This is a genomic window from Amycolatopsis sp. PS_44_ISF1 (assembly GCF_032335455.1).
GTDB lineage: Bacteria > Actinomycetota > Actinomycetes > Mycobacteriales > Pseudonocardiaceae > Amycolatopsis.
The window spans coordinates 1,491,927-1,505,754 of the sequence record NZ_JANUXO010000001.1 but is presented as its reverse complement, the minus strand read 5'-3'; the positions used below and the strand labels follow the sequence as shown (position 1 = coordinate 1,505,754).

General features: G+C 73.8%; 15 protein-coding genes and 1 pseudogene. 3 read left to right on the top strand and 13 right to left on the bottom strand.

From position 1 onward, the window contains the following. The first annotated feature begins 11 nt into the window (after positions 1–11). Positions 12–1,040 (top strand): LacI family DNA-binding transcriptional regulator, encoded by a 1,029-nt coding sequence (locus NYF13_RS06810; RefSeq protein WP_315654938.1) that lies wholly within the window; start codon positions 12–14, stop codon positions 1,038–1,040. A 108-nt stretch (positions 1,041–1,148) separates the two neighbouring features. Continuing rightward, positions 1,149–2,015, top strand: coding sequence for a substrate-binding domain-containing protein (locus tag NYF13_RS06805; RefSeq protein WP_315654935.1), 867 nt, complete (start codon positions 1,149–1,151; stop codon positions 2,013–2,015). Between the two features lie 12 nt (positions 2,016–2,027). Here NYF13_RS06805 and NYF13_RS06800 read toward each other — a convergent pair whose 3' ends face one another. From NYF13_RS06800 to NYF13_RS06745, 12 genes are all read right to left on the bottom strand, one after another. Then, positions 2,028–3,050: a glycoside hydrolase family 76 protein gene (locus tag NYF13_RS06800; RefSeq protein ID WP_315654933.1), complete on the bottom strand. Its 1,023-nt coding sequence runs from the start codon at positions 3,048–3,050 to the stop codon at positions 2,028–2,030. A 66-nt stretch (positions 3,051–3,116) separates the two neighbouring features. Next, positions 3,117–3,776, bottom strand: coding sequence for an RNA methyltransferase (locus NYF13_RS06795; protein WP_315654931.1), 660 nt, complete (start codon positions 3,774–3,776; stop codon positions 3,117–3,119). A gap of 16 nt (positions 3,777–3,792) precedes the next feature. Next, complete coding sequence (locus NYF13_RS06790) at positions 3,793–4,179, bottom strand: DUF2784 domain-containing protein (RefSeq protein WP_315657239.1); 387 nt, start codon at positions 4,177–4,179, stop codon at positions 3,793–3,795. A 324-nt stretch (positions 4,180–4,503) separates the two neighbouring features. Further along, complete coding sequence (locus NYF13_RS06785; RefSeq protein ID WP_315654929.1) at positions 4,504–5,001, bottom strand: Asp23/Gls24 family envelope stress response protein; 498 nt, start codon at positions 4,999–5,001, stop codon at positions 4,504–4,506. A gap of 116 nt (positions 5,002–5,117) precedes the next feature. Then, complete coding sequence (locus NYF13_RS06780) at positions 5,118–5,420, bottom strand: hypothetical protein (RefSeq protein ID WP_315654927.1); 303 nt, start codon at positions 5,418–5,420, stop codon at positions 5,118–5,120. After that, entirely contained in the window at positions 5,417–5,800 is a 384-nt protein-coding gene (locus NYF13_RS06775; protein WP_315654926.1) for an Asp23/Gls24 family envelope stress response protein, read from the bottom strand. Before NYF13_RS06775 ends, NYF13_RS06780 begins: the two co-directional genes overlap by 4 nt. Beyond that, positions 5,797–6,369, bottom strand: coding sequence for an Asp23/Gls24 family envelope stress response protein (locus NYF13_RS06770; RefSeq protein WP_315654924.1), 573 nt, complete (start codon positions 6,367–6,369; stop codon positions 5,797–5,799). Before NYF13_RS06770 ends, NYF13_RS06775 begins: the two co-directional genes overlap by 4 nt. Beyond that, complete coding sequence (locus NYF13_RS06765; RefSeq protein ID WP_315654922.1) at positions 6,360–6,926, bottom strand: RNA polymerase sigma factor; 567 nt, start codon at positions 6,924–6,926, stop codon at positions 6,360–6,362. Before NYF13_RS06765 ends, NYF13_RS06770 begins: the two co-directional genes overlap by 10 nt. Positions 6,927–7,028: 102 nt before the next feature. Then, positions 7,029–7,592 carry an orotate phosphoribosyltransferase gene (gene pyrE, locus NYF13_RS06760; protein ID WP_315654920.1) on the bottom strand — a complete coding sequence of 188 codons (564 nt, stop codon included), beginning with the start codon at positions 7,590–7,592 and terminating at the stop codon, positions 7,029–7,031. A 37-nt stretch (positions 7,593–7,629) separates the two neighbouring features. Beyond that, positions 7,630–10,158 (bottom strand): FtsX-like permease family protein, encoded by a 2,529-nt coding sequence (locus NYF13_RS06755; RefSeq protein ID WP_315654918.1) that lies wholly within the window; start codon positions 10,156–10,158, stop codon positions 7,630–7,632. Then, on the bottom strand, positions 10,158–10,916 hold the full coding sequence (locus NYF13_RS06750) for an ABC transporter ATP-binding protein (RefSeq protein WP_315654917.1): 759 nt from the start codon (positions 10,914–10,916) through the stop codon (positions 10,158–10,160). Before NYF13_RS06750 ends, NYF13_RS06755 begins: the two co-directional genes overlap by 1 nt. Before the next feature lie 75 nt (positions 10,917–10,991). After that, complete coding sequence (locus tag NYF13_RS06745) at positions 10,992–11,759, bottom strand: SDR family oxidoreductase (RefSeq protein ID WP_315654915.1); 768 nt, start codon at positions 11,757–11,759, stop codon at positions 10,992–10,994. Between the two features lie 69 nt (positions 11,760–11,828). Between NYF13_RS06745 and NYF13_RS06740 the strand changes: the two genes are divergently transcribed. Next, a complete protein-coding gene (locus NYF13_RS06740; protein ID WP_315654912.1) occupies positions 11,829–12,743 on the top strand; it encodes a hypothetical protein in 915 nt (304 codons plus the stop codon). 359 nt (positions 12,744–13,102) lie between these two features. Here the strand turns inward: NYF13_RS06740 and NYF13_RS06735 are convergent. Then, positions 13,103–13,747, bottom strand: a pseudogene (locus NYF13_RS06735) (hypothetical protein); the annotation flags it as partial. Positions 13,748–13,828: the final 81 nt, after the last annotated feature.

Below are 13,828 nucleotides of genomic sequence, written 5' to 3'. Positions count from 1 at the left end.
GAAGGACTGACATGCCACAACCCCGCTCCTCCCGGCCGACCCAGCGAGACATCGCGGAGCTGGCCGGAGTTTCCATCACGACGGTCTCGCACGTGGTCAACGGGACGCGGGCCGTCGCCGAAGACACCAAGGCCGCCGTGCTCCGGGCGATCGAAGCCACCGGGTACACCGGCGACGCGATCGCGCGCTCGCTCGTCACGGGCGGCACGCGGTCGATCGGCATGGCGATCTCGCTGGTGGCGAACCCCTACTTCGCGGCGCTGATGCAGGCGATCGAGCGGGAGGCTTCGGCCAGCGGTTACACGGTGATCCTGGCGGACACGCACGACACCGTCGCCACCGAACGCGACGTGGTCCGGGCTCTTCGCTCCCGTCGCGTCGACGGGCTGCTGATCACCCCGGCCCCCGGCGACGGTTCGGTGATCGGCGAGCTGGTCTCGCTCGACGTGCCCACGGTGCTGATCGACCGGCTCGCCACCCGCGGCGACGTCGACCAGGTCGGGGCCGAGAACATCCAGGCCACCTCGGCGCTGACCGCCCACCTCGCCTCGCTCGGCCACCGGCGGATCGGCATGGTCAGCGGCGTCCCGGGCCTGACCACCTCCGAGGAGCGGGTGCTCGGCTACCGGCTGGGGCTGGGCCGCTCGGGGCTGAGCTGGTCGCCGGACCTGGTGGCGTGCGGGAACTCCTCCCGCGAGGGCGGGGCGCTGGCGGTGAGCACCCTGCTCGCGCTGCCCGAGCCGCCGACCGCGCTGGTGGTGGCCAACGACAGCATGATGGTCGGCGTCCTGCACGAGGCCCGGCGACGCGGTCTGCGGATCGGCCGGGACCTGCCGGTGGTGGTCTACGACGAGGTGGAGTGGGCCGATCTGGTCGAGCCGCCGCTGACCACCATGGCGCAGCCGATCGAGGACATCGGCCGTCAGGCCGTGCGGCTGCTCCTGGCCCGCCTGGCCGACCCGGCCCGGGCCGCGGAAACCGTCCGGCTGTCGCCGACCCTGCGGCACCGCGGGTCGTGCGGGTGCCGGCCGGTCCCCTGAGCCGTTCACTCGGACTGGTGAACCTGGAGCAGTCGGCCGTTCTGACGTCCCGATGAGCCCCGGTCAGAGGTTACCGTTGGGTAGGTAACTACTACGAGAGCACGGGAAATGACCGCTCTGGCGCCGGAGATGCCCCTCTGGACCCCACCGGTGACGCGCCGGTTCGGGGTGGCCATGGGCCTGCACGCGAGCCCGTACGCGGGCGAACTGCTGCGGGCCATGCGGGCGGGCGCGGCGCGGGTGGGCTGCGACCTCGTGCTCGCCGACACCGGTGACACGGCCGGCGAAGAAGCCGCCGTGGTCCGCGCGCTCGGGGTCGACCGGCTCGACGGGGTGCTGCTGGTCCCGGCGCCCGGGGACGAAGCGGTGGTCAACGGGCTGGTGCGCTCGGGTGTGCCCACGGTGGTGGTCGACCGGATCGCCGGGCGCAACGACGTGGACCAGGTCGGCTCCGAGAACATCCAGGCCGTCTCGGCGCTGGTGCAGCACCTGGCCGGGAGGCGGCACCGCCGCATCGCGATGATCACCGGCGAAGAGGGCTCGACGGTCAGCGAGGAGCGCGCGCTCGGCTACCGGCTCGGCCTCGGCCGCGCGGGCCTGCGGTTCAACTCCGAGCTCGTGGCCTCCGGCATGTCCTCGGCCGGTGGCGCGGCCCGCGCGGCGGCCCGGCTGCTGGACGGCTGGCCCTCACCCTCCGCGCTGGTGGTCGGCGGCGAGTCGATGCTGATCGGCGTCCAGTGGGAGGCCCACCGCCGCGGCATCCGGATCGGCTCGGAGCTGGCCGTGGTCGGTTACGGCGACATGGAGTGGGCACGCGCGGTCTCGCCCACCGTGACCACGATGGCGCAGCCGATCGCCGAGATCGGGCGCAAGGCGGTCGAACTGCTGCTCTCCCGCGTGACCGACCCGGCCCGGCGCCCCGAGGCGGTCCGGCTGGCGCCGCGCTTCCGGCACGGCGCCTCCTGCGGCTGCTGAGGACCCCGCCGGTCAAGCCAGGGTGGCGGCCGCCTCCAGGAGCATCCACGATCCGGTTTGGACGGAGAGATCCCGCTCCGGCGCCGCCTCGGCCAGCGGCAGCGCGGGTGCGGGCTTCGACCACTCGGAGCTGAACAGCGGGCCTTCCGGCGCGTCCACCGCGCCCGACCAGCAAGCCTCGGCCGAATCCAGCACCAGGGCCCGGGCCACGGCCGCCTCCGGTCCGGGCAGGCGAGTCGCGGCGAGGGCCAGGTAGCGGGCCAGGATCGGGGCGAACAGACCGCCGTCACCGCCGTTCATCCCGCGCAGGATCCCGCCGGGGGCCAGGTGCCCGGCGACGGCGCGGACGGTGCGCGCGGCGTCTTCCGGCTCGGACAGCTCCAGGCAGGCGCCGATGTACACGCCCTGGCTGTAGGTGTACACCGCCTTCACCACCTCGCCGGTGTCGGCCATGATCCCGTCCCAGATCAGGCCGCTGTCCGGGTCGAGGAGAACGTCGCTCATCCAGTCCGTCATCTCGCGGGCCCGGGCGGCGTCGCCCTGGCGGGAGTGGAAGATGGCGGCAGGGCCGTTCGCGGGCGCGTTCTTGACCTGGTCCCCGCGCCGCCACCAGATGCCGCCACCGGCGTCGGCGGTCCAGCCCTCGTGCAGCCGCCCGTCGATCGCGGTCAGTGCTTCGTCCACATCGGACAGACCCAGCGTTCGGACCCGTTGCAGGGCGAGGCCGAGCCAGGCGATGTCGTCGTAGTAGTCGTTGAGCCAGTGGCCGAAGTTGCGGGCGCGCACGGACCCGACGAACCGGCCGATCAGCTTCCCGCGCTCGATCGAGGGCGTGCGCAGCTGGGCGTCGACCAGGCTGTCCAGCAGGTGCGCCTGCCACCAGTAGTTCCAGTGCCAGTGCAGCCGCTGCCCGAGGTTCGGCGGCCAGCCGCTGCGGCCCAGCACGGTCCCGGGCCGGCCCCAGACCCGGCGCAGGTGCCGGGCGCACACGGCCCGCTCGGCGGTGGCGGCGCGGTCGGCCCAGTCGACGGTCATCCACCGATTCTGCCCCGGCCGGCGGCTTCGCGCACCTCTCGGTCGCCGTGACCGTCCTTTGTGGATTTACCAGGACCGGGACAGGTCCGCGTGCCGGCGTACCCAGGCGTGCATCACGATGCCGGCCGCGACCCCGGCGTTGATCGAGCGCGTGGTGCCGAACTGGGCGATCGACACCACCAGAGCGGCGGCGGACTGGGCTTCCGCCGAGAGCCCGGGGCCCTCCTGGCCGAACAGCAGCAGGCACTCGCGCGGCAGCTCGGCCGTCTCGACCGGCTGCGCGCCCGGGGTGTTGTCCACGGCCACGAGCGGCAGCCCCGACCCCGCGCAGAACGCCAGCAGCCCGCTCACGTCCTCGTGGTGGCGCAGCTTCTGGTAGCGGTCGGTGACCATCGCGCCCCGGCGGTTCCAGCGGCGACGGCCGACGATGTGCACCTCGGCGGCGGCGAAGGCGTTCGCGGTGCGGACCACGGTGCCGATGTTGTGGTCGTGCTGGAAGTTCTCGATCGCCACGTGGAACGGGTGCCGCCGGGCGTCCACATCGGACACGATCGCCTCGCGGCGCCAGTAGCGGTACGCGTCGACCACGTTGCGGCGATCGCCCTCGGCCAGCAGCTCGGGGTCGTAGCGCGGGTCGTCGGGCCAGGGGCCCGGCCAGGGCCCGACCCCGACCTCTTCCCGGCCCGTCCACTCGGTGGGCCCGATCTCCTGCGGTTGCGTCGTCATCGACGACGATTCTCGCTCAGCCCAGGCGGACGCGGTGCGCCGCGGGGTCCTCGTGGCGGTGCCGCCAGCGGTGGTAAGCCCCGACGTAGGAGAAGATCAGCAGGGCCAGCGCCACGACCACGACCATCGGCAGCAGCGCGCGCGGGATCACCGTGTCGTAGAGGTAGTACGCGTTGAAGCCGCCCGGCAGGTCGCCGAGACCCTCCTGGCCGCGGAAGAAGTTCTCCGCCGCGGTGAGCGGGCAGGGCAGCGGGGTCACGTTGACCAGCACCCCCCAGATCGCGAAGAACACGTGCACGAAAACGATCTTGGGCCAGCGCCAGGCGAGAAACCCACCCAGGCCGATGAACAGCAGGGCCAGGACGTGCACCGCGACCGTCAGGTCGGCCAGGACGTGAGCCACCGTCTCGTTCACCGCCACGCCCCCCTTCCCGAAACCCGCCGACCTGCGACGTTACTCCGCCGAAGTGGTTCGGGCGCGCGAAAGCCGACGGCCGCCTGTGATGTTCAACCCACAGGAGCAACCGGTTCACCCGGGGGGTAACGGAGGGGTCACTCCGGGTGGGAACTCCGGTGGACGCTTGCCCGGATACTCCGTCGGTGTCTCATTCGGGTACTGATCCGGCGCTTCCGGCGACGGCTTCCGTGGCGGGTACGGAATGAACGGCGGGCGCTCCTCGGGCCGCTCCGGTTCCGCAGGCTTGTCCATACCCGCCACGCTACGCCGCTACTGGACGCGATCCCCGCCCGAAGCGGTCTCGTCGTCGGTGCTCGGGATGTGCACGTCGCCGACGTTGATGTTCACCTCGACCACCTCCAGCCCGGTCATCCGCTCGATCGAGCGGATGACGTTGCGCCGCACCGACCGGGCCAGGTCGGCGACGGGCACGCCGTACTCGACGACGATCTCCAGGTCCACCGCGGCCTGCTTCGAGCCGACCTCGACGCTCACGCCCTGTCCGACGCTCGCGGACGCGCCGGGAATGCGGTCGCGCAGCGCGCCGAACGCCCGCGCGGCCCCGCCGCCGAGCGCGTGCACCCCGGAGACCTCACGCGCGGCCAGACCGGCGATCTTCTGCACCACGGTGTCGGCGACCGTGGTGGTGCCGTGCTCGGTGACGAGCGGGCTGGTGTCCGGCCGGGTGGCCACCTCGGCCGGCTTCGGCGCGGGCTTCCCGGCGGTGGGCTGCTGGGCCGGCTTCGGGGTCTTCTCGACGGTCGTCATCAGGGGTCCTCCCTCGGTTGCCATGTCGTTCAGACGGTCTCTTGCCCCGTCCGCCCGGTGGACACAACGTCGCGGAGATCGTCACGACCCGATCGTGTGACGGGGACCGGTGGGAATCAGAAGGCCGCGCCGTCGATGTCGGTGACCACCAGCCGCAGTTTCGCCGTGTCCCAGGCGGTGCCGGCCAGCACGGCGCGCACCTCGGCCGCAGCCGCCTCCAGCAGCGGCGTGAGCGGCAGCCGCGTCGCGATCAGGTGGATCTGCACGGTGTCCGGATCGAGGTCGACGGCCAGACCGGACCAGTCACCGGGCACCCACGGGTGCTCCGGGACGATCAGGGTCGCCGGCCGCAGCCCGTCCACCCTCTCCAGCGCGGCGACGATCCGGTCGGTCGTCTCGCGGGGGGTCGAGGTCGTCACCGGCCCTCCGCCTCCGCGTACGCGGTCTCGATGTCCAGCACGGACACCAGCACCTCGTCGACCACCAGCCCGGTCTGCTCGGCCACCACCCGCTTCACCGAGCGCTGCACCGCGCGGCCGGTGGCGGCGACCTGGTCCGCCCCCGAGGTCACGACGTCGACCTGCACGGTCAGCCGCCCGTCCGCGGTGCGCACGCGCACGCCGTCGGCCGGCGCCGGGTCGAGCCCCTTCCAGCGCTGGCGGGCGGCCCGCGTCCACGCCGTGACGAGCCCGACCAGGCCCGGTTCGAGCCGCACCACCCCGGGGGTGGTGAGCGCGGCGCGCGCCGCGACGCTCGCCACCACCGGGTCGGCGATCACGTACTCGGCCTCGACAGTCATGCTCCGTCCTCGTACACGTCTTCCACCAGCAGGTCCAGTTTCGCCAGCGAGAGTCCCACCCGCGCCGCGGCCGCGGCCGCCACCCGTTCACGCACCCGGGCCAGGGTTTCGCCGCCGTCGGTGTTCCCCAGCCCCACGGCCAGGGTGAGCTCGACCTCGACGATGCTCGCGCCGTCGGCGTCCACCCCCTCCCGGCGCACCCGGCACCGCCGGGCCCGGACCCCGCCGGCCGAGTCCGCGGCGTACCGCAGGATCACGGCCACGGCCTGCTCGCTCACCTCGATCCCGCCGGGCTCGGGCGTGGGCAGGCTCAGCACCTGCCCGCGCCGCACCTCCGCGCGGACCGCCGACATGATGCGCCCCACCAGGTCCGGTGGGGCCGGTTCGGGTTCGTCGACCAGCTCCCGCGTCGCCTCGCGCAGGGCCAGGAGGCTCTCCCGGGCGGTGCGGCAGTTCGGGCAGGTCAGTTCGTGTTCGTCCGCGTGCCCGGATCTGACCTCGTCGAGCCGGTCCCAGACCACGTCCAGGTCCCGGCCGCACGGTAGTTCGTAACTCTGGTTCACCGCCACGGCTTCATCACCTCCGCCAGCTGCGCGCGGGCCCGCGCGATGCGACCACGCACCGCCGTCCCGTTGGCGCCGACGATCTCGCCGATCTCGTCGTAGGACCGACCGTGGACCTCGCGCAGCAACCAGCACGCCCGCTGCTGCGGGGTGAGCTGCTGCAGCGCCTCGTTCAACGCGGCCAGCTGTTCGCTGACCTGCGCCGCGTGCTCCGGCTGGGTGTCCGTCCGCGGGGACTCGGCCAGGTCGAGATCGACGTCGGCCTGCGGGCGGCGGGCCCGGATCACGTTGAGGCAGCGGTTGGTCGTGCTCCGGTAGAGCCAGCCGACGAACGCGCTGTTGTCACTGAGCTGCTCCAGCTTGCGCCACGCGCCCAGGAACACCTCCTGCACGACGTCCTCGGCGTCACCGCGGTGGTTGAGCATCTTCACGGCGAGCCGGAACATCGGTCCCTGGTAGCGCAGCACCAGCTGTTCGTAGGCCCGGACGTCACCGTCGCGAGCACGACCCACCAGGGTCGTGTCGTCGAGCGGCGTTCCGGGCTCCGCGCTGGTCGTGGTCACGGCACCTCCTGCCCAAGAGGACACCGCGGGGCGGGTGAACGTCACGCACGCATTGTCGGTGATGGTGGTCACCGCGGCGAATCCGCGCCGGGCGGGCCCGGATCAGCGGAGACCGAGGTCGTCCTTGCCCAGGATGTACCGGTATTCGAGGCCGGCCTTCTCGATGGCCTCGCGCGCGCCGGTGTCCCGGTCGACCACGGTCGCGACGCCGGCCACGATCGCCCCGGCCTCGCGCAGCGCCTCGACCGCGGTGAGCACGCTGCCGCCGGTGGTGGAGGTGTCCTCGACCGCCAGCACCCGCTGGCCGCGGACCTCCACGCCCTCGATCCGGCGCTGCATCCCGTGCTCCTTGACCGCCTTGCGCACCACGAACGCGTCGAGCACCACGCCGTCCGCCGCGGCGGAGTGCAGCATCGCCAGCGCGACCGGGTCGGCGCCGAGGGTGAGCCCGCCGGCGGCGACGTAGTCCCAGTCGGTGGTGAGCTGCCGCAGCAGCCGGCCGATCAACGGCGCGGCCGCGTGCTGCAGGGTCGCGCGGCGGAGGTCGATGTAGTAGTCGGCTTCCTTGCCGGAGGAGAGGGTCACCTTGCCGTGCACCACGGCCAGTTCGGTGACCAGCCTGGCCAATTCGAGTTTCGCGGTCTGATCCAACCCGGGGTACGCCACGGCCCAGAGTCTTACACACGGCCCGGCGGCCGGCGGCTCACTCCCCGGCCGCGACCGCGTCGATCGGCCGGGCCCGGGTGGCCGCCCAGGCCGGCCCCAGCGAGGCGCCCAGCGCGAGCGCCACGGCGATCCCGACCACGGACAGGTAGATCGACACCGGGCCGCTCGGCAGCACGGAGCCGCTGGCCACCAGGCAGAACGGCACGATCGCACCGGCCGAGACGACGGTGCCGAGCAGCACCCCGATCGTCGCGACCAGCCCGCCTTCGACCCCGGCCATCCGCAGCACCTGCGGGCGGGTGAAGCCGCCGAGGCGTTGCAGGCCGAACTCGCGCCGACGCCGCGCGGTGGCCATCACGAGCGTGTTCACCACCGAGATCACCGTGTAGGCGATGATCATCCCGATCATCAGGTAGTTGACCCACGCGCCGACCTCGTCGCCCTTCGCGTGCGCGGCGACGAGTGAATCCCGGTCACCGACCGAAACCGGCAGACCCGCGGTCGCGGTCTTCAGGCTCGCGATGAGCGCAGCCGCGCCGACGCCCGGGGCCGCGCGCACCAGCAGCCGCGCCGGCAGGCCGGCGGTGGTGTGCGCGGCGAGCAGCCCGGCCGGGAGCACCAGCCGCTCGGCCCCGGGGCGCTGCTTGACCAGCGCGACCACGCGGACGTCCGCCGGGCTCCCGTCGCCGAGCCGCAGGGTGACCCGGTCGCCGACGGTCCGGTGCAGCTCCGCGGCGAGGGTGTCCGGCAGCGCGACGGCCTCGCCGACGAGCGCGTCGAGCCGGCCCGCGGTGACCTCGACCGACAGCACCCGCGCGGCCGTCGCGCCGGTGACCCCGATCGCGTCGCTGCCGTCCCCGTCCTGGCTGTCGTCGAACGGCTCGGTGACGAACACGGTGCTGGTCACGTACTCCGAGGCACCGCCGACGCCCGGGGCCTGCTGGATCCGGCGCGTCAGTTCGGGAGTCACCCCGGCCGGCGCGGCGACCACGGCGTCCGCGCGCAGGTCTTCGGTGAACGCCTGCCGGGAGACGGCCTGCTGGGTGGTCTGGAGGTAGATGTTCGCCGTGGCGATGCCGACGGCCAGCACGATCGGCGTGACCGCGCCCGAGACCCGCAGCGCCCCGGCCCGGGTGTTGACCAGCGCGATCCGCCCGACCACCCCGCCGAACGCGCGCACCGGCAGGTGCAGCAGCGCGGCCACCAGCTTGGTCACGCCGGGGCCGATCGCCGCGACGCCGACCGCCCACAGCATCACCGCGGGCCCGGCCGTGCTCGCCGCGACCGGACCGGTCATCACGGCCAGCGTGACGATGCCCAGCGCCGTCCCCCCGCCGAAGCCCAGCACGGCGACGACCAGCCGCACCGGGGTCAGCCACCCGCGCGACACGGCCGATTCGGCCAGGGCCTCGGCCGGGCGGACCCGACCGGCCCGGCGGCCCGCGACGAACGCCGCGACCAGCACGGCCAGCAGCGTCGCGCCCGCGGCGACCACGCGCGGGAGCCAGCCGAGGTGGAACTCGACCACCCCGGCCACCGCGCCGGCGCCGGTCAGCCGGTCGAACAGCCAGCGGCCGAGCAGCGGGCCGAGCCCGGCGGCGGCCCCGGCGGCGAGCAGGCCGACGACCAGCGCCTCGCCCAGCACCATCCGGCGCAACTGGCGCGGGGTGGTGCCGATGGCGCGCAGCAGGGCCAGTTCCCGTTGCCGCTGCTGGGTCGAGAGCAGCAGCGTGCTCGCGACCACGAAAACCGCGACCAAAGTGGACAGTCCACCGGTCACGGCGGAGAGCACCACCAGGTTTTCGCCACCGGACGCGGCTTCCGGGAATTCGGCGCGGCCACGGTCGTCACCGGTCAGCACCACCGCGTCGCCGATCCCGGCGATCCGCCCCGCGACGGCCGCGGGGTCCTGGTCGGTGAACACGCCGAAGTCGTCGACCTGGCCGGGGTGCCCGGCCAGGCGCTCGGCGTCAGGGGCCGCGAAGAAGACCGCGGGCCGGCTGGTGGCGTGCGGGGCTTCGGCGATCCCGGCGACGCGGTAGGCCGCCGCGGCACCGTGGGCCGCGAAGGCGAACGAGCCACCCGGCGCCAAGCCCCTTTCCCGGGCCAGCCCGGCGTCGATCACCACTTCGCCCACGGCGGGCGCGTGCCCGGCGGTGAGGGCGTACGGCGTCAGCCCGGCGGAATCCCAGGCGTGGCCCAGCGCGCTCGTGTCCGGCAGCACCACCGGGAAGCTGACTTCACTGACCACAGTGGACACACCCGGCGTGGCGCGGAGCCGGTCCGCCAGGCGCGCGTCCAGCCGGACGCGCTCGGTCAGGGTCGCGCTCTCGGTCTTGTGCTTCCCGCTCCCGCCCGGATCTTGCTGGGGAAGCCGGAACTCCTGGGCACCGGCGACCACGATCGGCGCGGCCGTGAGCCGTTGCGGCGGAGCGTCGGCGCGGATGCCCGTCTCCATCAGGGCGCCGCAGGCCGAGATCATCACGGCGCCGAAGAACGCGGCCACGAAGGTGGCGACGAAACCGCCCTTGCGGAGGCGGAGGGAGCGCACGGCGAGGCGGAACATCAGGCGCCGCCCACGACGGCCCGACGCCGGCCGGCCCACGCGCCCAGGTGCGTCATCCGCTCGGCGACCGCCTCGGCGCTCGGGCGAGCCAGCTCGTCGGCCACCTGCCCGTCGGCGAGGAAGACGACGCGGTCGGCGTGCGCGGCGGCGACCGGATCGTGCGTCACCATCACCACGGTCAAGCCGTCGCTCACGGACTGACGGAGCAGGCCCAGCACGTCGGCCGCGGTGCGGGTGTCGAGCGCACCGGTCGGCTCGTCGGCGAAGAGCACGGCCGGGCGCGTCACCAGCGCCCGCGCGATGGCGACGCGCTGCTGCTGGCCGCCGGAGAGCTGACCGGGCCGGTGCTTGCGGCGGTCGGCCAGCCCGACGTGCGCCAGCATCCCCGCCACCAGCCGCTTGTCCACGCGCCGGCGCGCGAGTTGCAGCGGCAGCACCACGTTCTGCTCGACGGTGAGCGCGGGCAGGAGGTTGAACGCCTGGAAGACGAACCCGACGCGATCGCGCCGCAGCTTGGTCCGCGCGGTCTCCGACAGCGTGGCCAGGTCCTCGCCGTCGAGGTGGACCGAGCCCGAGGTGGGCCGGTCGAGGCCCGCGGCGCAGTGCAGGAAGGTGCTCTTGCCCGAGCCCGACGGCCCCATCACGGCCGTGAACCCACCGCGCGGGAAAGCCAGGCTCACCCCGTCGAGCGCGGTGACGCGCCCGTACTCCTTGCGGACCGCTTCGAGCCGGACCGCCTCGTTCCACCCAGTCGTCATGGGAAAACGCTAGGCCGGACCGCGGGCGCGCACCCTGGTGCCAGCTCGCCGGGACGGGGTGGGGACAGCCCTACCTCAGGTGCGGCCGCGGTTGCCGATGCGGCCGCTGATCCGGCGCAGCACCCCGCGCGGCACCAGCCCGCCGACCGCGACCAGCACCTTGTACTGCAGGCTCGGCACGGAGATCACCTTGCCGCGGCGCAGGTCGGCCAGCGCCTCGTCCACCACCTGCTCGACGCCGAGCCAGAGCGCCTTCGGGCCCTCCTTCTCCAGGCCGGCGCGCTCGTGGAACTCGGTCGAGGTGAAGCCGGGGCAGAGGGCCATCATGCGCAGCCCCGGCGGCAGCGAAGTCGCGATGCCCTCGGTGAACGAGGTGACCCAGTTCTTGCTGGCGGTGTAGGTGGAGCCGCGGCCGCTGAAGAAGCCGGCGACGCTGGAGACGTTCACGATGTCGCCGCGGCCGCGCTCGACCATGCCGGGCAGCACCGCGCGGGTGAGGCGGAGCACGGCGGTGACGTTCACGTCGAGCTGGCGCTGCAGGTCGTCGGGCGGGATCTCCCAGAACTGGCCGTTCAGTCCGAAGCCCGCGTTGTTCACCAGCAGGTCGACCTCACGGGCGGCGAGCAGCTCCTCGACCACGGCACGCCCGTCTACTTCGGACAGATCCGCGGACACGGCCTCGACGCTCACCCCGTGGCGTTCGGCCAGCTCCGCCGCGAACGCGGTGAGGCGGGCTTCGTCACGGGCGACGAGCACCAAATCGAGCTTCTCGGCGGCTAGCCGGCGCGCGAACTGCGCGCCGATCCCGGCGGTGGCGCCGGTGATCACGGCGGTGGCGGTCATGGGGGTGAACCTACCCCGGGCGGGGGGACGAATGTGCATTCGCGCTGGGCGGGACGTAGGGTCCGGCGCATGGGCAAGCACACCCAGCGGAAGCCCGGCTACCTGCCCAAGGTAGCTGCCAGTGCGGCACCACTCGCGCTGCTGCTCGCCGCTCCCGCCTCCGCGCTCGCCGAGGTGACCACGCCGATCGAGGGTTTGCCGCTACGCCACGGGGAAAGCGGCACTTTCGACCACGGTCGGCGCACCACGGCCGACACCGCGCCCGGCGTACTCGGCCGGTCCCACCACGACGTCCGGCCGCTCGGCGCGGGCGGGTTCCCCGCGCTGCCCGGCCTCCGCCCCACGCTCGCCGGGACCCAGGATCGAGCCGGTTCCGGTTCACTCACAGCGGTGAAGTCGGCCAACGGTGCGACGGCGGTCTCGCGGAGCCAGTACCGCGACGTCCGGCTCGGCTCCCCGGCCCGCCTGCACACCGGGAGCGATCAGCACGTCACGCGGTCCGGCTCGGGCGCATTCGGGGGTGCCGGCCCTCCGGACACCCGCGCGACCGGCGTCGACGGCTCGGCCGAACACGGTGTCCGGCGGCCTTACGGAGCCGACGCGCTCAACCGGAATCCGAGCCACACCGACTTCGGCCGCGCCCGACCCTTCGACGCGGGCCACTTCACCGGCGACCTGCGCGGCGGCACGGGGGCGCACCGTCCGGCCGGGGACGCCGAACACACCGGGCCGCTGGGTTCGGTGGTGGTGGACTCGGACGAGCACGGTCTCGGCCAGTTCGTCGGCCGCCTGGACCACCCCGGGGCCGACCACCTGGTCTCCGAACACCGGGTGACCGGCGACCTCGGTCCGGCCCACCCCGCCTCAGCCGACCTCGGCCCGGTCCCGGGCCCAGCCGCGCAGTCCGCCGACGCCGCGTCCAGCTCATTCCGCGGCACCCTGTCGTTGGACGGGCCGCCGCCGTTGGCTATCACGCCTCAGTAGGCGCACCCCTCGATAGGCCGCGTTCAGCCCTCGTCTTCGGGCGACGGAGCGGACGGGCTGTGGCCGGTCGACGGGCGGGGATCGGCCGGGGCGGCCGCGCGCGGGTCGATCGAGATGGTGCTGCGGGTGTCGGCCGGGGAGGGGGCGTCGGTGCTGCCCTGGGCTTGGACGGCCGCCGGGTGGACGTCGGTGGTCTGCGACGCGCGGGAGTCGGCCGAGGGCCAGGTCCGGGTCGGGGCACCAGCGGTGGCCGGGGCGTAGGCGGGCGAGTCGGGCGCGGCCGGGTCGTGGCCCGCGCGGGCGGTGGGTTCGTACGCGCTGCCGGTCGCGGCCGGGTCGTAGGTGCCGCTGCCCATGGGCTCGTAGTCCTCGTCGAACGGGTCGACGATGTCGGCGATCTCGCCGAGGTCGCGCAGCAGGCGCTCCAGGCGCGACGGGCCCGCGTTGGGGGTCACGCTGGCCAGCACCCACTCGTTCTCCAGCCAGGCCACGCCGACGTCGCCGCCGAGCTGGTCGGCCGCGTCGACGAGTTCCTGCGTGATCACCTGGCGGGCGCCGTCGGCGTCGTCGGCGAAGGCGTAACGCTGGCCGATCGGGCCGAGCATCTCGGGCATGTCCTCGCGCTGGAACGGCACGCTGGACAGCCACATCTCCACCGGCACGCGGTGCGTCTTGTTGCAGCGCACAGCCACGACGACCGCGGGCACCTGGCCCTCGGACTCGATGTCGAAGATGAACACCGGGCGGCGGCCGTCGGAGGTGAAGGTGGAGCCCGCGACGACGTTCACCGCCGCGTCCGCGCCGAAGTAGCCGATCGCGCCGCCCGCCCACTGCCGCGGCAGCCGATCGTCGCGCTCCACGAACTGCCAGCCGCGCAACTGGGCCCAGCGCATCCGCTCCCGGTTGCGCGAGCCCTCCTTGGCCCGGTCGGCCGCGAGCAGCCCGAGCCCCGCCACCAGCGCGACGGCGGCGATGACGAACCAGATCCACGCCGAGATACCCACGTCGGCCAGGGTATCGCCCCCGACCCCTCCTACCCCGGTGACCGCACCGTGTCGGCGCGCCCCTTTCGAGGTTTCCCGGCC